This window comes from Alteriqipengyuania sp. (assembly GCF_964222115.1).
In the GTDB taxonomy this organism is placed as follows: Bacteria; Pseudomonadota; Alphaproteobacteria; order Sphingomonadales; family Sphingomonadaceae; genus Alteriqipengyuania.
On sequence record NZ_CAXQBM010000062.1, the window covers coordinates 1 to 16099 of the forward strand.

The window sequence follows — 16099 nt, forward strand, 5'->3', positions numbered from 1 at the left end:
CATCGACCAGCAAGGCAGGGTGCTCGCCTCCGCTTTCGAACCGCGGCAGCGGCGTGTGCGCGCCCGCCTGCATCGGCATGGCGATGCCGAGCCGCAGCACGGCCCCGAACCTCAGCAGCTGCGCCAAACGCAACCTTTCCCTCCCCGATGGTTGCGCTACCATGCCTCACGACGCGGCAAATGCAACGCCGCGCGTGCAAGGTGGAGAGGGAAATGCGGCGAAGGGACGTGCTCGGACTGGCGGCAGTGCTGGGCCTGCCCGCGCCTTTGCGTGCGAATCTGGTGGGTCCGGTTGCCGCCACGCCGGAGGGGCTGCGCGAGGCATACGAGGTGCCCGACTGGTACCGGGATGCCAAGCTGGGCCTGTGGGCGCACTGGGGCCCGCAATGCGCGCCCGAGGCGGGGGACTGGTACGGGCGGCTCCTCTATCTGCAGGACGAGAGGCAGGCGGCTATCCACCGCGATCAATACGGGCATCCCGCCGATCACGGCTTCATCGACGTGATTTCCGACTGGCGCGCGCAGGCTTGGGACCCGGACGAGATCTTCGCCGCCTACAAGGATGCGGGCGCGGGCTTCCTCGTCGCAATGGCCTGCCACCACGACAATCTCGATCTCTTTCCCACTCCTCATCACGCGTGGCATTCGGCGCGGATCGGGCCGCAGCGCGATGTGGTCGGCGGCTGGGCGGCGGCGGCGCGGCGTCTCGGCCTTCCGTTCGGGGTGAGCAACCATGCCAGCCATGCTTGGCACTGGTGGCAGACCGCCTACGGCTACGACACTACCGGTCCGCGCAAGGGCGAGCGTTACGACGCCTTTCGCCTGCGTACAGAAGATGGCGCGGGGACTGCGTGGGAAGGGCTCGACCCGCAGGTGCTCTACACCGGCCCGCGACAGGTTCCGCCCGATGGGCTCGACAGTCCTGCGGCCATGCGCGCGTGGCACGATGCGAATTCTGGCCAGTGGGTCGAGACGATACCGCCACAAGGGGTCGCCTTCGCCAGCAACTGGCTGGCGCGGCAGATGGCGCTGGTCGAGCGCTACGAGCCCGATTTCCTCTACCAGGATGGCTACAGCCTGCCCTTCGGCGACATCGGCGTTATGGCTGCTGCGCATTTCTACAATCGCGCCATCGCGCGCAGCGGCACTTTCAGCGGCGTGATGAGCGCGGGCTTTACCCGCGATCAGGGCACGATCCCCAATCTCGAACGCAAGGTGGCCGAACAGATCGAGCCCGAGCCGTGGCAAGCGGCGACCTGCATCGGCGACTGGCATTACAACCGCGCACGGTTTCTGGAAAAAAGCTACGTCCCGGCGCGCGATGTGATTTGGCAGCTGGCCGATGTGGTCTCGAAGAACGGCACGCTCCTGCTGTCGATACCGGTGCGCGGAGAGGGCACGCTCGATAGCGAGGAACGCGCGATCCTTGGCGCGCTTGGCACATGGATGGCGCGCGAGGGCGAGGCCGCGATCAGGGGCTCGCGACCGTGGCGCAGCTTCGGTGGCGAGGCTGGCGGCGGGGTCCGCTATACGCGTAAGGGGGCCACTGTGTTCGCTCTGCTACGCGCGCCGGAATCGGGTCCGCTCGTCCTGCCCGAGCTGGGCACTGGCCCGCTCGGCGGTGCCCGGGTGGAGAGCGTGGAGCGCATGGGTGGCGGCCCGGTCCCCTTCGTGCAGGGCACCGATAGCCTGCGTCTCGACCCCACAGGCTTCGATGCGGATTCAATGGTGCCGGTGCTCAGGATCGAAGGACGCGGGCTGGCGGGGTAACGCCGAGGCCTCCCGGGCTCAGCGCAGCCAGCCCAGGCTCTGGCTGTAGGCGAGGCTCAGCATGATCGTGTCGACCGCGCCGTGGGCGAGGATGCACGCCCACAGGTTGCCCCTGTTCGCGAAGCGCAACCACGCGAGAAACAGTCCGATGGAGGCTGTTACCAGCACGCCGCCCCAGCCCTGATAGAGGTGCGGTAGGCCGAACAGCGCCGCCTGGATAATTGCGGCGGGCCATTTGCGGCCGCGCATCCCGCGCAATCGCATCAGCCGGTCCAGCAGGAATCCGCGATAGAGCAGCTCCTCGCCAAGGCCTGCGGCAAACCATGCGACCAAGACAACCCACAGCATGAAGCTGATCGGGCCCTGCGTCACATATGCCAGGACCATGCTGACATCGATCGGAGGCAGGCCCAGCGCGTCGATGACCGCGGCGCCTACCGCGAAGAGCGCAATGATGACACCGGTTCCCAGCGCTGCGAGGGCTAGCGTGCGCGAGATATTCTCGGGTGGGCGCAGGCTCCATGCATGCTTGAGGCACCCGTCGCGCGACAGCCAGAACCGTGCAACCACGAGCGCTGCGACCATGCTCAGCACCACCGAGCCCAGCATGCCTGCGTTGGTTTTACCGAAGAGGAGGATCGGCGGAATGCTCGCCACGAAATACGCGAGAGCCACGGTCGCCAACTGCAGCAGGAAGCGCAGCCAGCTCAATCGACGAAGGCGGTTTCTGGCTAGGGCGCGCTGCATCATCTTGGATGTCAGCCTGAAGAAGTGGCTGCTTCAATGCAACCCGCTCGTGATGCGCCATGTCCGGGATGGGACGGAGCGAGCCCACCTAAACCGCGCCTGTGCAATCCATTCTCCAGCAGCCTAGCAATTCTACCAGTACCCTCACGAACTCCATATTCCCCTGTATTGGCCAGTGATAATGCTCGCCCGTCATTCTTGACGAGGGGGAAGCTCATGCGAGTCGATATTTTCAAGCCTTTGATAATTCTCGGTGCATTCACAATGGTCGGTTGTGGCGAGAAAGCCGTCGACACGGCCGAGGAAGAGTATCCGGCGGTCGATGACCTGGGTGTCGACGATGGATCGTCGCAGGACCTGCCGGAGCTCGAAGCGGCGAAAACGGCCAAGACCAAGGCGTCACCCAAGCGCCCCAAGGTGACCGACGAGCCCACCGATAGCGGCGGGTCGCAGGACGACTACGATGCAGCAGGCGAGTACATCACCGACGAGCCGACGGACGATGGCGGCTCGCAGGACGATTACGGCGCGGCGGGCGAGCCCTGACCGTTACCCTTGGCGGATCGGCCGGTCGGAAAGCCGATCCCCAGACGGATGGGCGTGCGTCGGTCTCCGGCGTGCGCCCATCTTGGTGATACGGAAGGGGCGCGGCGCTACCCATTGCGCGAGGCAATGCTTGCAATTGCCGCGGTTTTCGCTAAGTGCGCGCTTTCCCATTCGACAGTTCGGGAAATCCATGCGGGAGGGGCGCGTTACGCTCCCCGTCTGACCGCTTACCATGAGGCGCCGTGAAAGCGGTGCCGATAGTGAGAAAAAGGAGGCCATCATGGCCAAGAAGATCGAAGGTTACATCAACCTTCAGGTGCCCGCCGGCACCGCCAATCCCTCGCCGCCGATCGGCCCTGCGCTGGGTCAGCGCGGTGTCAACATCATGGAATTCTGCAAGGCGTTCAACGCCGCCACGCAGGACATGGAAAAGGGTGCGCCGATCCCGACCAAGATCACGGTCTATGCGGATCGCAGCTTCACCTTCGTCACGAAGTCGCCGCCCGCGAGCTTCCTCATCAAGAAGGCGATGAAGATCAAGTCGGGTTCCAAGGAGCCGGGCAAGAACATCATCGGTTCGATCAAGAAGTCGCAGCTGGCCGAAATCGCCGAAGCGAAGATGAAGGATCTGAACGCGAACGACGTCGACCAGGCGGTCAAGATCATCGCCGGTTCCGCCCGTTCGATGGGCATCGAAGTGGTGGAGGGCTAACCGATGGCTACTTTGACCAAGAAGCAGAAGACGCTGGCCGAGAAGCTGGACGCAGAAAAGCTGTACACCTTCGACGAGGCGCTCTCCACTCTGCGCGAGCATAAGGCGAAGTTCGACGAGACGGTCGAAATCGCGATGAACCTCGGCGTCGATCCGCGCCACGCAGACCAGATGGTCCGCGGCATGGTCGCGCTGCCTTCGGGCACGGGCAAGGACGTGAAGGTCGCCGTGTTCGCCAAGGGCGACAATGCCGACAAGGCGCTGGCCGCAGGTGCCGACAAGGTCGGCGCCGAAGACCTGATGGAAGACATGCAGGCCGGCAATCTCGACTATGATCGCGTGATCGCGACGCCCGACATGATGGGTGTGGTCGGTCGTCTCGGTAAGGTGCTGGGCCCCAAGGGCCTGATGCCGAACCCGAAGCTGGGCACCGTCACCCCGAACGTGGAGCAGGCCGTGAAGGACGCCAAGGGCGGACAGGTCGAATTCCGGGTCGAGAAGATGGGCATCATCCACTCGGGCATCGGCAAGCTCTCCTTCAAGGACGAAGACCTGAAGACCAACTTCAAGGCCTTCACCGACGCGATCCTGAAAGCCAAGCCGTCGGGCGCGAAGGGCAAGTTCGTCAAGAAGGTCACGCTGACCTCCTCGATGGGCCCGGGCCTGAAGATCGACCTCACGGAAGTCGAAGGCGCGTAATTTTCGCCCTGGTGTGAGTTCCTGCGGAAGCGGGAACCCCATGCCGACCGGCGATGCCAGTCTTCAAGATACCCCTGTTCTCGCAGGGGATTACGAAACGTCCAGAAGGGCCGGGGGATCGCTCCCCCGGCCCTTTTTTTCGTATTCTGGGAGAAAGGGCCTCTCCGAAACATTGGATGAGTGAAGAAAGAGGAGCCATCCAATGGGAACAGCCTATATTATCGCGGCGATCATTTTGCCTGCGCTCTTGCTCGCGACCATCATCTACGTGTGGTGGAAGAACCGGCAGGCTAGCCCCGGGGCTGTGCGCAGGGCCGATGAAGGGGCCCGAAAACTGCAAGAAGAAGATCCTGAAACCGCCCCACGCGAGTGACAGGATTAGCATCGTGCCACGGAGAACCAGTCCGGTCGGTCTCATCGACCTTTGAGATCGGGAAGTGCGCTTTTAACCGGATCGCAGCAGCCGACTGTAAATCCAGCCAATACCGATCAGGCTGAAACCCAGCGCGAGGAAGCTTGCGACGCGCAGCAACCCGTCGAGCCCGGCGGCATCGATGAGGAACACCTTCGCCACCGCCAGCAGCATCAGGACGAGCGACCCGACCCGCCAGCGTTTCTGCTTGCGCCACCAGCCCCAGCCGAGGAAGGCGAGCGCGACGACAATGCCGAGCAGCGATCGCAGCAGGTCCTCGGTCGCACCCATCGGTGCGGTAACGAGCACCGATCCGGCAAAGGCCTGACGCAAGCTGCTGAGCGCGAAAAGCAGCGCCAGTGTCATCAGCACAATGTCGCCTGCACCGCGCCCCCATCCCGGCCTCGTCCGCTCGATCTCGCGGCCTACAAGCCAGGCGGCAATCGCACCGATCACGTAAGAGGGGAGCAGCAGGTTCGCGACCGGCACGCTGCCCACCGCCTGCGCATCCCACAGCGGGTTGTGCAGCAGGAGGCCGAACCAGGCGAAATGGGCGAGGGAAACCGCGACCAGCGCTCCTCCGGCCCAGCGCGCCCATGCCAGCGAACGCCGGTTGGCAAGGGTGAGCAGGCCGTATCCTGCCCCCAGCAAAAGGCCCTGCCAGAGCGTCCGCTCGATCAGGCCGTGCGCCGCGAAATCGTCCGGCTGCAGGAGCGGGAAGAGCTGGCGGAACAGCACATGCGCGATGACGACCGCCAGTACGAGCGCGATGGCGCCGCAGACGATGCGTAGCTCGCGTCGGTCCGCCGACAGCCGCCAGCTAGCCAGCGCCGCGAGCAGGGCGACGGGCACCAGTCGATTGCCGACCGAGGCAAGCGAGGGAAGCTCAGTCGCGGGTGCGGGAATGCCTGCCAGCGACGGTGTCAATGCGGAGGACCAGATAGCGATGGTCGGCACGGCCCAGCCCGCTGCGATGAGGAGCAATGCCAGCGCGCTGTGATACCATTTCTGCAGGGTGAAAAGTGTCACAGCCGCCACCAGCGCGAGCGACCAGCCGATGGCACTATGGGGAAGCAGCGCCATGAGCGCGAGATAGACCGTCAGCGCGATGGCACCGGCGTGACCCCAGGAAAAGCGCTCTACCGATGCGGCTCTCTCGAATATCGCGGCCGCGCCGACGGCGAACCCGCCAAGCGTGACGATCCCGAGCGCGAACAGGGGCTGCAGCCCTTCGCCGGCATGAAACTGCCAGATCGCGATTGCCGCGAGCGCGGGTGGTACGAGGATGGCCTGCCAGCGGTCCTCTTCCCGAGGATCGCCGAAGCGGGCGAGCGCAATCGGCACCGCCACCGTCAACACTGCCAGCCCCGCGGCTACCAGCGTAAAGTCGCGCGACGATGCGTCGGCAATGGCCAGCAGCAGCACACCGACCGCCGCAGCAAAGCCTCCCCCACGACGGATCGCAGGCTCGCGCCAGCCCAGCACCGCCAGCACCAGCAACAGCAGCAGGAAGATGCCCCAGACCAGCAGACTGAACTGGTCGACCATCAGGAGCACGGCCAGTTGGATGCTCGCCATCGCCGCTGCGGCGGTATAGCTCCAGGAGGCCGATTGCGATCCGCGCAAAGCAATGGCGGGGATCGCGGTGCCGAGGACGACGAGGTACATGCCCGAGGCCAGGAAATCGCCGGTGTCGGCGGGGAGGGCGGAGAGCACGAATGCGCCCCATCCGAACCCGCCGAGGAGTGCCGCCAGCCCCAACCATGCGGCGCCCATTCGCTGGCCGGTATAGGCGATCCCTGCCGCCAGCAGCGCAAGGTAAAAGGTGAGCAGTGGCAGGTTGGGATTGTCGCTGGAGACCATCGCGGGTGTCGCGAAACCGCCCACGAGGCCCAGCAGCGCGGTCGGCAGGCCGAACCGGAACGCGAGGGCCAGTGCGATGGCCGTCACCAGCGCCAGCCCGCCGAACGCCACACCCGGACCGATCAGTTCGTATACCGACCCGGCGAGGTAGAACGCGGCATAAAGCGTCGCCAGCCCCGCGCCTGCCAGTGCCTGCCGCACGCGCGGATCGGCCAGCTGCGCTTCGAAGCGATGGGCAAGCTCCGCCGCGACCAGTAACAGGATGCCGAACACGAAGCTCGTCGCGACACGCACGGGCGGCGTCATCAATCCGCTCTCGATTGCCAGCCGGACAAGGAAGATGCCACCGATCGCGAGCGTGATCCCACCCGCCCAGATCGGCAGGTGACGTCCGAACAGTTCTTCGAAATCGAAGCCCTTGGCGGCAGGCTCTTCGACCTGCTCCTGCGTGGTGGCGGGCGGTGTCTGCCCGGCTATGTCCTTGGCTATCGTATCGGATAAGGTATCCTCGGATGGCGCGGGGCTATCGGTAGGCGGCGCGTCAGAAAATTCCGGCCAAGGCACATCCTGCCCTGCATCGTTTGCCTCGGGTGGCCGGGTGGTAGCTGGCGGTGTCGCCGATGCATCCGAGGGTTGGCCAATGCGCGATTCCAGCGCAGCCAGCCGGTCTTCGAGCATGGCATGAGAGGCGCCAAGCTTCCTGAACTGGGTCCACAGGGCGGCGATGACCGCGATCAGAATCAGGATCAGCAGAAAGTCCAACCGTGCGCCCCCTCCAGCAAGAGGGTGCTAGCCGGTTCGACGATGGGCGCAAAGCCTTAAGAGCGCAGCAATTTCCGGGCCGAGGCCAGCGATCCGCCGTTCCGGGTCATAGCCTTGACCTGCGCGACACCCGCATCGAAGGCGTTACGCGCGCCGAGCAGGATGCGATTCGCGAACGTCTTGCGCAGCAGCAGGAATGAACAGCACGCGATGCTGTGCGTACCGAACAGTGCCTTGTGAGTGCCTTCACCCTCGGTGAAATCGAAATAGCGAAAGCGATCTTCGGCAAACAGCAGCCGCAGCGCCTCCATCTGGAGGACGGTTCCGGGCGATAGGGAAGCATGCGCCGGGTCGTAACCCAGATGCGCATAGACCAGCGTGTCGCCACGCACCGGGAGGGCGAGATAGGCGACCGGCTCGCCCGCAAGGAACAGCACGAAGCACCGCATGTTGCCCGCCGCCGCATCCGCCAGCATCGCGGCGCGAGCCTCCTCGCTATCGGGCAGGCCCGCGTCGAGCAGCCGCGCCTGGTAGGTCCGTTGGGACAATGGCTGTGCGAGGTCGAGGAACTGCGCCACTTCGGCGCGGCTCCGGTATGCGCGCACGTCCAGCGTTCCGCCGTCTGCGCTCGCGAACTTCTTCGCCTTGCGCCTCAATGTGCTGCGCGTCTTGCCCGAAAATTGCGCGAGGTAATCCTCGAAACTGCCATCCATCGCGATGTAATGCCGGCGAAACTCTTCCTGGGCACCGGCGATATGGTTTGGAAATCGCGTCCGGATTGCCGAAGCCATCGCCAATGGTGCGGACAATACGCGCATCCCGTCGATCTCGCGGGCGAGCGGTGGAAGGGTAGGCAGCGATCCTGCCAGTGCCTCTTCGAGCGAAAACACCACTGGCTCAAGCTCGCGGTTCACGCAGAAGACCCTTCGTGCACCGACGGTAAACGCGATCGGCGTGCTCTGGCCGGGCATTAGAGCGCCCCGTAAAGCGTGTTCGAAACCGCCTGCTCTGCGTAGCGCAGGCCGACTGCGACCGGGTTCGCCGGGGACACTACCGGCATCTCTGCCCGCTGAAAGGTCCGGACCGGCGGGCTGTTGGCGAAGTCGGCGGAATGCACGCCCCGGATATCGCGCAGCGACTTGCACAGACCTTCGAACCGGCGTCGCACAACCCGGTTGATGGCCATGCTGCGTCGGTTGATCAGCTCGAAACTGTGCGAAACGAGGGTGAACGTAGGCGTCTGGTGATCGCGGGCATGGCGCAGCGCTGCGCGCATTTCCCGCAGCGACAGCGCGGTGACCTGCGCATGCCTCAGCCGCCCGCGCAGGTCACCCACGCAAGACACGGGCACTTCAACGATGCCTTCGTGGATGAGCGGTTGCGTGTCGGTCCGACGCAGGTCGAGGTCGCTGTCTCCTCCGGTGATGCCCGGCGTATGGCTGCTGTCGAAATGCAGGCCAATTTCCTTGAGCGCGCGCAGGGTATCGCGATTGGCACCGTAGTTGCCCGCGCGGAACGCGACCGGGTTCGGAGCACCGGCCGACACCAGCGTGTCGCGTGCCCATTCGAGGATGCGACATTGCTCCTCGAACGCGAAATCCTTGATGTTGCGCCCTTCCAGCCCGGCCAGCGGGCCGCCCGGAGGGGCCAGTTTGAGCCATTCGGTATGGCAATGCAACTGCACGTCCTGACCCGCCCGCAGGATCGGCGCGACGACATCCTCGATCGCGGCGACACCCCAGATGAGGGCGGGCATGGGATCGACGAAGAATACCGCGCGCTGTCCGTACCAGGCCAGCAAATCCAGCTTGTGCGTAATGCCCGCCGGGCCGCGCGGTGTGATGCACGCGATCGAACGCGCGAAGTTTTCCGCGCGATCGACCGGACACGGCCCGTTCGCCAGTGCGGAGGAGTACTCCGTATCGATAGTCAGATAGACGCTCGTCATGACGATGCGTCGCTAGCACCAGCCTGGTTAAGATGGGGTTCGACTGCCCCTTATATCCCGCCCGCGGTGGTTTCGTGACCTGCCCGGGACAGCGCCTCGCGCAAATCTCTTGCGCACGCCGCCAGCGCATCGGCGTCGGTCGATCGGATCACGAAATTCGCGCCCACCTTGCCTTCGCGAAAGAACGGATAGCTGCCGATCTGGCACTGCTCGTGCGCGCGCTCTACCTCTCGCAGGATCGAGGCGACCTCGCTTTCGGCAGCCCAGCACCCCATCGTTTCGCTCAGCAGGGGTGCGCCGCCTTCCAGCGTGCCCGTCAGCGCATCGAGCATGCCCGCCGTGATATGCGGCACGCCCGCCATCAGCATGACGTTACCGATTTTGATACCGGGTGCGCCCGACATGCGATTGGGGATCAGGTCCGCGCCTTCGGGCACGCGCGCCATGCGCAGCCGATCCTGGGTCAACCCACCGGGCTTGTCCGCATAATAGCGTTCGAGGATTGCGCGCGCCTCGGGATGTACGACCACGGGCACGCCCAGAGCGGCGGCGACAGCGTCCACCGTGATGTCGTCATGCGTCGGGCCGATCCCGCCAGTGGTGAACAGGTAATCGTTGCGTGCGCGCAGGGCATCCACCGCCTCGACGATCCTCTCCTGCACATCGGCAACCACCCGCACCTCGTCCAGACGGATGCCCTGCACCTGCAACCACGCAGCAACCTGCGCGATATTCTTGTCGTGCGTGCGACCGGACAGGATTTCGTCGCCGATGACGATGAGCCCGGCAGTCCAGATACGTTCGCTCATGCGATCAGGTTGCACTGCGTGTTGCGGTCGGCCGCGCAGGCGCAGCATCGTCGGCGGGCGCATGCGGCAGCGCCTTGAAGTGCAAAATGCCGTCGTCGATCGGATCGCTCTTCATCTGCTTGCGATCGACCCGGTAATCCTGGTTGAGGCGCCACGGGAAATTGACCGCGTTCTTCGGCATGATTGCCTTTGAACGCTGGATATAGCCGGACGAGAAATCGAAGATATCGTCCTCTTCCAGCTCGGCCTCTTCGGGTTGGGAGAGCAGCGGCACGGCTATGTCCGCGCCCTTGGCATCCATCGTGTTGAGGACATCGCAAATATAGGCCGCGTTGAGGTCCGCCCGCAGCGTCCAGCTCGCGTTGAGATAGCCGAACACCACCGCAAGGTTCGGCAGGTTCGAGAACATGCAGCCCTTGTAGTAATAGCGTTGCGCGAAATCGACCGGATCGCCATCGACCGAAATCGCGATCTTGCCGGCGATGGCCAGCTTCAGCCCGGTCGCGGTGACAATAATGTCTGCCGGGATCTCGCGATCATCCTCCAGCACGACGGCGTTCTTCGTAAAACGCGCGATGCGCCCGGTGACGACCTGTGCCTTGCCATCCTTGATCGCGTCGAACAGGTCGGCATCGGGCACCAGGCACAGGCGCTGGTCCCACGGGTCGTAGGGCGGGGTGAAGGCGGTTGCATCGTATTTGTCGCCCAGATGCCCTTGCATCTTCTTGGTCAGGAATTCCTTCACCTTCTCGGGCTTGGTCTGCGCGCGTTTGAAGCCGATATCCTGCATCACCACGTTCTTCCAGCGGGTGATCTTGTAGGCGGTACTCTCCGGCAAAACCTTGCGCAGGAAGTTGGCAAGGCCATCGCGCGCCGGTCGGCTGAACATCCAGGTCGGCGTGCGCTGGAGCATGGTGACCGAGGCCGCGCGCTGCGCCATGGCGGGCACGATGGTGACTGCCGTCGCGCCCGACCCGATCACGACCACGTTCTTCCCGTCATAGGCCAGGTCCTGGGGCCAGAACTGCGGGTGGACCACCTCGCCCGCGAATTCGCCCAGTTCGAAGCCGGGATCGTAGGGTTCGTCGTAATCGTAATAGCCCGATCCGAGGTAGAGCCAGTTCGCGGTCAGCCGCTTGCGTTCGCCCTGTGCGGTCGCGACCGTCACGATCCAGCGCGCGCTCGCACTGTCGAAATCGGCCGTCTCGACCCGCATGCCGAAACGCATGTTCTCGCGAATCCCGCGTTCGTCGACGATGCGGTTGAGGTATTCGAGGATGGAGGGGCCGTCGGCGATGCTCTTTTCGTGCCGCCAGGGTTCGAAGATGAAACCCAGCGTGTGCATGTCGCTGTCGGACCGGACGCCGGGATAGCGAAACAGATCCCACGTCCCGCCCAGGTTTTCACGCCGCTCGACAATAGCATAGCGCTTGCCCGGGCAGTGCTCTTCCAGATGGGCAGCCATCCCGATGCCGGAGATACCGGCACCCACGATCAGCACGTCGAAATCGCTGTCGTTCAAATCCATCACGTCTGCTTACTCCGTATTCATCGGCAACCTATCGCATGCCATCTCCGATGGCGAGAGGGTGGCTGACGGGGCGAACGAAGATGGTTAGGGCATAGCACGTGATTTGTACCATCCGCTTTGTGCTTTCCGTTTCGCTCCTTGCCGTACCTGTCGCAGCACAGGACACGGACCCTGTACGCGATAATGCCAAGGAGGAAGGGCCGATCCTGATCGTAACCGGGCGCGGACTGCCCGATACTCCGGCGAGCCCTGCCTACGGCACCGTGATCGTGGATCGCGAGGAGGTGCTGGCGGTTCCGTCGGGCCGGATCGAGGAGGCGCTGGGGAGTGTCGCGGGTTTCCAGGAATTCCGCCGGTCGGACAGCCGTTCCTCCAATCCCACCGCGCAGGGCGTGAGCCTGCGCGCTCTGGGTGGCAACGCAACCAGCCGGGCGCTCGTCACGCTGGACGGGGTGCCCGTTGCCGACCCCTTCTTCGGCCACATCCCCTTCACTGCGCTGCTGCCCGAGCAGGTGGGCCGAATCGCAGTGACGCGTGGTGGCGGCTCTGGCCCGTTCGGAGCGGGCGCTCTCGCGGGGACCATCGCGGTAGAGAGCCTCTCGCCCGAATTGCAGGCGCCGCTGGGCGCGAGCGTGCTGGTGAACGATCGCGGCGGGACCGAGGCGGTGGGCAGCTTCGCCGCATCGCTCGGCAGTGGATATGCGACAGGCGCTGTGCGCTGGGATCGCGGGCCGGGTTTCCATACCGCGCCCGAGAGCCAGCGCGTGCCCGCCAGCGTGCCCGCCCGGTTCGACAGCCTGTCGGGCCAGCTGCGGGTGGTCGCGCCGCTTGCCGACGATCTCGAACTGCAGGCGCGGATGCTCGCCTTCGACGATGCGCGCACGCTGCGCTTCGACGGCGCCGACTCCTCGGCCAGCGGACAGGACTACTCGGTGCGCTTGGTCGGGCGAGGGCGCTGGCAGGTGGATGCGCTCGCCTATGTGCAGGCACGCAATTTCTCCAATCTTGTCATCAGCTCCAGCCGCTTCGTCCCCGTACTGGACCAGCGCAATACGCCGTCGACCGGGCTGGGCGGCAAGATCGAGGTGCGCCCCCCGGTTGGAAAAGCGCACACGCTGCGCCTCGGTGTCGATTATCGCCGCGCGATCGGCGAATTGCAGGAAACGCCGATCAGCGCCTTCACCGGCCAGATTACCGCGCGGCGCCGCGCTGGCGGTGCCACCGGCGATCTCGGCCTGTTCGTAGAGGACGACTGGCAGGTAGGACAGCTGATCCTCACCGGCGGGTTGCGCGCCGATCGGACGGTGATTGCCGACGGCTTCTACTTCGAGCGCGATGCGAGCGGGGCGGTGGTGACCGATGATCGCTTCGCCAACCGTAGCGAATGGACGCTGACGTACCGTGCAGGGGCCCTGTTCAGGGCCACGCCGACGCTCGACCTGCGTGCTGCGGCCTATAGCGGGTTGCGGCTGCCGACCTTGAACGAACTCTACCGCCCGTTCGTGGTCTTCCCGGTGGTGACGCAGGCCAATGCGGACCTCACCAACGAGGAGCTACGCGGGGTCGAGGCCGGCATCGACTGGCGCCCGGCGGAAGGCGTGGCCCTCTCGCTCACCGCGTTCGACAATCGGCTGAAGAACGCCATCGCCAATGTCACACTCGGCGCGAACCTGCGCCAGCGGCAGAACCTGCCTGCCATTGAGACGCAGGGAATCGAGGCAGGGCTGCGCGTGGAGCGCGGCCCGATCCGGTTCGACGCCAATCTCTCCTTCTCCGATCCGCGGATCGTGGGCGAGGGGGCATCGCAGGCGCTCGATGGCAATGCCCCGCCGCAAAGCCCGCGCTGGATGGCAGCGGCGAGCATCGCCTACGCGCCGACAGACCGCACCCGGTTCGCGCTGTCGCTGCGCCATGTCGGCGACCAGTTCGAGGATGACCTGGAAACCGATGTGCTCCCCGCCTTCACCACGCTGGGCGCATATGCGCAGGTCCCGCTTGCAGGACAGCTCAATCTCGTGCTGCGGGCGGAGAACCTGTTCGATGAGCCCATCGTGACCCGCAGCGACGGCGGCGATCTGGACCTCGGCGCGCCGCGCACATTCTGGGCGGGCCTGCGCTACGGTTTCTGAGCGCCGCGCACGCCTTCCAGCACGGCATCGTCCAGTCGCTCGCCATGCAGGACCGAGATATCGCCGGTGGTCTCCAGCACCACCGCGCGAGCCTCGTCGAACGACAGCACGTTTGCCTCGCGCAGCTTGGCGACAATATCGGACCGGGCGACACGGGTGCGCTCCATCGCCTCTTCGCAGAAAACGCCGTCCTGCATCAGCAGGACCGGCTCGTTCTCAATCACATGCTCGGCCGTCTCGGAAGCCTTGCGCAGGCGCGCGATGATCCACTGCGCCATAAACAGGCCTGCGAGTGCAATCATCGCCTGCGCGAAGCCGGACCATTGCGTGGCCTGAGCGGCACCTGCCAGCAGGCTGCCCGTGGCGACCGTCATCACGAAATCGAACGCGGTCATCTTGGAGAAGCTGCGCAGGCCGACAACGCGGACCAGCAGCAGGATCCACAGCAGCGCCGCGACGGTCAGGATGCCGCCGCGGATCAGGATGTCGAGCCAGGTTTCGTCGACGAACATCAGGCCTGGACAACCTTCTGCTCGATCGCGCCAAAGATCGAGTGATGGTGTTCATCTTCCATCCAGATCTTCACCGTGTCGCCCGGATGCATGAAGCGGGTCTTCGCTTCGCCCGATGCGATGGTCTCGATCATGCGGATCTCGGCAATGCACGAATAGCCCGCGCCGCCTTCGCTCACCGGCTTGCCAGGATCGCCTTCCGGCCCCTGGTTAGAGATCGTGCCCGAACCGATGATGCAGCCCGCGCCCAGGTTGCGCGTCTTGGCCGCATGGGCGACCAGATCGGCAAGGCTGAAGGTTGCATCCTTGCCCACGTCTGCGCGACCAAAGGGTTCGCCGTTGTAGTCGACCATCAGCGGACGCTGGATCACGCTGTCCTTCCACGCATCGCCCAGCTCGTCGGGCGTGACGCACACGGGGCTGAAGGCGGTGGCAGGCTTGGACTGGAAGAAGCCGAAGCCCTTGGCGAGCTCGCCCGGGATCAGCCCGCGCAGCGACACGTCGTTGACCAGCATCAGCAGCTTGATGTGATCGGCAGCCTCTTCCGAGGATACGCCCATTGGCACGTCGTCAGTGATGCAGGCGATCTCGCCTTCCATGTCGCAGCCCCAGCTCGTGTCCTTGAGTGGGATATCGGCGCGCGGAGGGAGGAAGTCGTCGCTGCCCCCCTGATACATCAGCGGATCGTGATAGAAGCTCTCTGGCACCTCGGCGCCGCGTGCCTTCCTCACCAGTTCGACGTGGTTGATGTAGGCCGACCCGTCGGCCCACTGGTATGCGCGCGGCAGCGGCGAATGCGCCTCCCGCTCGTGGAACCGCTCGCACGGCACGGCCTCATGCTCGACATCGGTGTAAAGCGCCTGCAGCTTGGGCGCGATGTTGGCCCAGTCGTCGAGCGCGGCCTGCAGGGTCGGCGCGATATTGTCCGCCGCGCAGTAGCGGGTGATGTCTTTCGAGACGACGACCAGCTTCCCGTCGCGCGTTCCATCGTTGAGCGTGGCGAGTTTCATTGGGTTTTCTCTCCTTCGGGGGTGTCGTTCTGATTATCGGGGTGCGCCCGTTGCACTTCATCCAATGCGAGGCAGGCGGCTTCGATCCGGGTTGTGTGCGGGGCATCGGAGAAGTCGTAGCCGAAGCGGCGGGCGTTGTAGATCTGCGGCATCAGCACGACTTCGAAGAAACCGGGCGCATCGAACAGGAAGTCGCCGGTGTTCAACTGCGCGAGGCGCTGCTCGACCGGCACGAGCGTGCGCGCGAGCCAGTGGCGGTACCATGTTTCCACGCCAACCTGGTCCTGCCCGTATTCGCTCTTCAGGTACTTGAGCACGGGCAGGTTCAATGGCGCGTGCAACTCGGTTGCAATGGCATAGGCGAGTTCGCGCGCGAGATACCGCTGGTCGAGGTCCTGCGGCAGCAGAGGATTGTCGGGGTAGGCCTCGTCCAGCCACTCGATGATCGCCATCGACTGCACGCGGTCTTTTCCGTCCGCCTCCAGCATCGGCACTGTGGCGAAGGGATTGCGGCTGGTAAACGCCTCGCCCTTCTGCTGGCTCTCGAGCAGGTTGACCGGGCAATTCTCGTATTCAAGGCCCTTCAACTCCAGCGCGAGGCGCAGGCGATAGCTCGTCGAACTGCGGTAATAGCCGTAGAGTTTCATGC

15 protein-coding genes are annotated in these 16099 nt (G+C 64.8%); 6 read left to right on the forward strand and 9 right to left on the reverse strand.

Translation table 11 applies throughout. The annotated features are described in order from the left end of the window. Positions 1-213: 213 nt before the first annotated feature. Positions 214-1770, forward strand: a complete 1557-nt coding sequence (locus ACEQXE_RS09120; RefSeq protein ID WP_370178628.1) for an alpha-L-fucosidase — start codon at positions 214-216, stop codon at positions 1768-1770. A gap of 18 nt (positions 1771-1788) precedes the next feature. On the opposite strand, the gene ACEQXE_RS09125 is transcribed toward ACEQXE_RS09120, so the two are convergent. Then, positions 1789-2481, reverse strand: a complete 693-nt coding sequence (locus ACEQXE_RS09125; protein ID WP_370178629.1) for a CPBP family intramembrane glutamic endopeptidase — start codon at positions 2479-2481, stop codon at positions 1789-1791. 252 nt (positions 2482-2733) lie between these two features. Here ACEQXE_RS09125 and ACEQXE_RS09130 point away from each other — a divergent pair, with 252 nt between their 5' ends. The 4 genes from ACEQXE_RS09130 to ACEQXE_RS09145 all read left to right on the forward strand — a co-directional run bounded on the left by ACEQXE_RS09130 (position 2734) and on the right by ACEQXE_RS09145 (position 4847). Further along, on the forward strand, positions 2734-3063 hold the full coding sequence (locus tag ACEQXE_RS09130; RefSeq protein ID WP_370178631.1) for a hypothetical protein: 330 nt from the start codon (positions 2734-2736) through the stop codon (positions 3061-3063). A gap of 280 nt (positions 3064-3343) precedes the next feature. Beyond that, the gene (gene rplK, locus ACEQXE_RS09135; RefSeq protein WP_370178633.1) at positions 3344-3775 is read left to right on the forward strand and encodes a 50S ribosomal protein L11; all 432 of its coding nucleotides are present in this window, start codon (positions 3344-3346) and stop codon (positions 3773-3775) included. 3 nt (positions 3776-3778) lie between these two features. Next, complete coding sequence (gene rplA, locus ACEQXE_RS09140; protein ID WP_370178634.1) at positions 3779-4474, forward strand: 50S ribosomal protein L1; 696 nt, start codon at positions 3779-3781, stop codon at positions 4472-4474. A 202-nt stretch (positions 4475-4676) separates the two neighbouring features. Continuing rightward, positions 4677-4847: a hypothetical protein gene (locus ACEQXE_RS09145; RefSeq protein WP_372520164.1), complete on the forward strand. Its 171-nt coding sequence runs from the start codon at positions 4677-4679 to the stop codon at positions 4845-4847. Between the two features lie 72 nt (positions 4848-4919). On the opposite strand, the gene ACEQXE_RS09150 is transcribed toward ACEQXE_RS09145, so the two are convergent. Genes ACEQXE_RS09150 through ACEQXE_RS09170 form a run of 5 tightly spaced genes read right to left on the reverse strand, consistent with a single transcriptional unit; the run spans position 4920 to position 11796 of the window. Further along, complete coding sequence (locus ACEQXE_RS09150; RefSeq protein WP_370178636.1) at positions 4920-7511, reverse strand: DUF2339 domain-containing protein; 2592 nt, start codon at positions 7509-7511, stop codon at positions 4920-4922. 56 nt (positions 7512-7567) lie between these two features. After that, positions 7568-8482: a GNAT family N-acetyltransferase gene (locus tag ACEQXE_RS09155; protein WP_370178638.1), complete on the reverse strand. Its 915-nt coding sequence runs from the start codon at positions 8480-8482 to the stop codon at positions 7568-7570. Beyond that, a complete protein-coding gene (locus ACEQXE_RS09160) occupies positions 8482-9459 on the reverse strand; it encodes a hypothetical protein (protein ID WP_370178640.1) in 978 nt (325 codons plus the stop codon). Before ACEQXE_RS09160 ends, ACEQXE_RS09155 begins: the two co-directional genes overlap by 1 nt. Before the next feature lie 50 nt (positions 9460-9509). Next, a complete protein-coding gene (locus tag ACEQXE_RS09165) occupies positions 9510-10268 on the reverse strand; it encodes a competence/damage-inducible protein A (RefSeq protein ID WP_370178642.1) in 759 nt (252 codons plus the stop codon). A 4-nt stretch (positions 10269-10272) separates the two neighbouring features. Further along, positions 10273-11796, reverse strand: a complete 1524-nt coding sequence (locus ACEQXE_RS09170) for a flavin-containing monooxygenase (protein ID WP_370178725.1) — start codon at positions 11794-11796, stop codon at positions 10273-10275. Positions 11797-11897: 101 nt separating this feature from the next. On the opposite strand from ACEQXE_RS09170, the gene ACEQXE_RS09175 reads away from it, so the two are divergent. Continuing rightward, positions 11898-13928: a TonB-dependent receptor gene (locus ACEQXE_RS09175; RefSeq protein ID WP_370178644.1), complete on the forward strand. Its 2031-nt coding sequence runs from the start codon at positions 11898-11900 to the stop codon at positions 13926-13928. Here the strand turns inward: ACEQXE_RS09175 and ACEQXE_RS09180 are convergent. The 3 genes from ACEQXE_RS09180 to maiA are packed head-to-tail and all read right to left on the reverse strand — an operon-like array spanning position 13916 to position 16097. After that, the gene (locus ACEQXE_RS09180; RefSeq protein WP_370178646.1) at positions 13916-14440 is read right to left on the reverse strand and encodes a DUF421 domain-containing protein; all 525 of its coding nucleotides are present in this window, start codon (positions 14438-14440) and stop codon (positions 13916-13918) included. The two genes, ACEQXE_RS09175 and ACEQXE_RS09180, sit on opposite strands and share 13 nt — an antisense overlap. After that, positions 14440-15450, reverse strand: a complete 1011-nt coding sequence (locus ACEQXE_RS09185) for a fumarylacetoacetate hydrolase family protein (RefSeq protein ID WP_370178649.1) — start codon at positions 15448-15450, stop codon at positions 14440-14442. Before ACEQXE_RS09185 ends, ACEQXE_RS09180 begins: the two co-directional genes overlap by 1 nt. Next, a complete protein-coding gene (gene maiA, locus ACEQXE_RS09190) occupies positions 15447-16097 on the reverse strand; it encodes a maleylacetoacetate isomerase (protein ID WP_370178650.1) in 651 nt (216 codons plus the stop codon). The genes ACEQXE_RS09185 and maiA overlap by 4 nt, the downstream gene beginning before the upstream one ends. Positions 16098-16099: the final 2 nt, after the last annotated feature.

Excerpts from the sequence above, each read along its gene's own strand:
- ACEQXE_RS09120 (WP_370178628.1), top strand. The coding sequence starts at position 214 with ATGCGGCGAAGGGACGTGCTCGGACTGGCGGCAGTGCTGGGCCTGCCC.
- ACEQXE_RS09130 (WP_370178631.1), top strand. The coding sequence starts at position 2,734 with ATGCGAGTCGATATTTTCAAGCCTTTGATAATTCTCGGTGCATTCACA.
- rplK (WP_370178633.1), top strand. The coding sequence starts at position 3,344 with ATGGCCAAGAAGATCGAAGGTTACATCAACCTTCAGGTGCCCGCCGGC.
- rplA (WP_370178634.1), top strand. The coding sequence starts at position 3,779 with ATGGCTACTTTGACCAAGAAGCAGAAGACGCTGGCCGAGAAGCTGGAC.
- ACEQXE_RS09145 (WP_372520164.1), top strand. The coding sequence starts at position 4,677 with ATGGGAACAGCCTATATTATCGCGGCGATCATTTTGCCTGCGCTCTTG.
- ACEQXE_RS09155 (WP_370178638.1), bottom strand. The coding sequence starts at position 8,482 with ATGCCCGGCCAGAGCACGCCGATCGCGTTTACCGTCGGTGCACGAAGG.
- ACEQXE_RS09160 (WP_370178640.1), bottom strand. The coding sequence starts at position 9,459 with ATGACGAGCGTCTATCTGACTATCGATACGGAGTACTCCTCCGCACTG.
- ACEQXE_RS09165 (WP_370178642.1), bottom strand. The coding sequence starts at position 10,268 with ATGAGCGAACGTATCTGGACTGCCGGGCTCATCGTCATCGGCGACGAA.
- ACEQXE_RS09170 (WP_370178725.1), bottom strand. The coding sequence starts at position 11,796 with ATGGATTTGAACGACAGCGATTTCGACGTGCTGATCGTGGGTGCCGGT.
- ACEQXE_RS09180 (WP_370178646.1), bottom strand. The coding sequence starts at position 14,440 with ATGTTCGTCGACGAAACCTGGCTCGACATCCTGATCCGCGGCGGCATC.
- ACEQXE_RS09185 (WP_370178649.1), bottom strand. The coding sequence starts at position 15,450 with ATGAAACTCGCCACGCTCAACGATGGAACGCGCGACGGGAAGCTGGTC.
- maiA (WP_370178650.1), bottom strand. The coding sequence starts at position 16,097 with ATGAAACTCTACGGCTATTACCGCAGTTCGACGAGCTATCGCCTGCGC.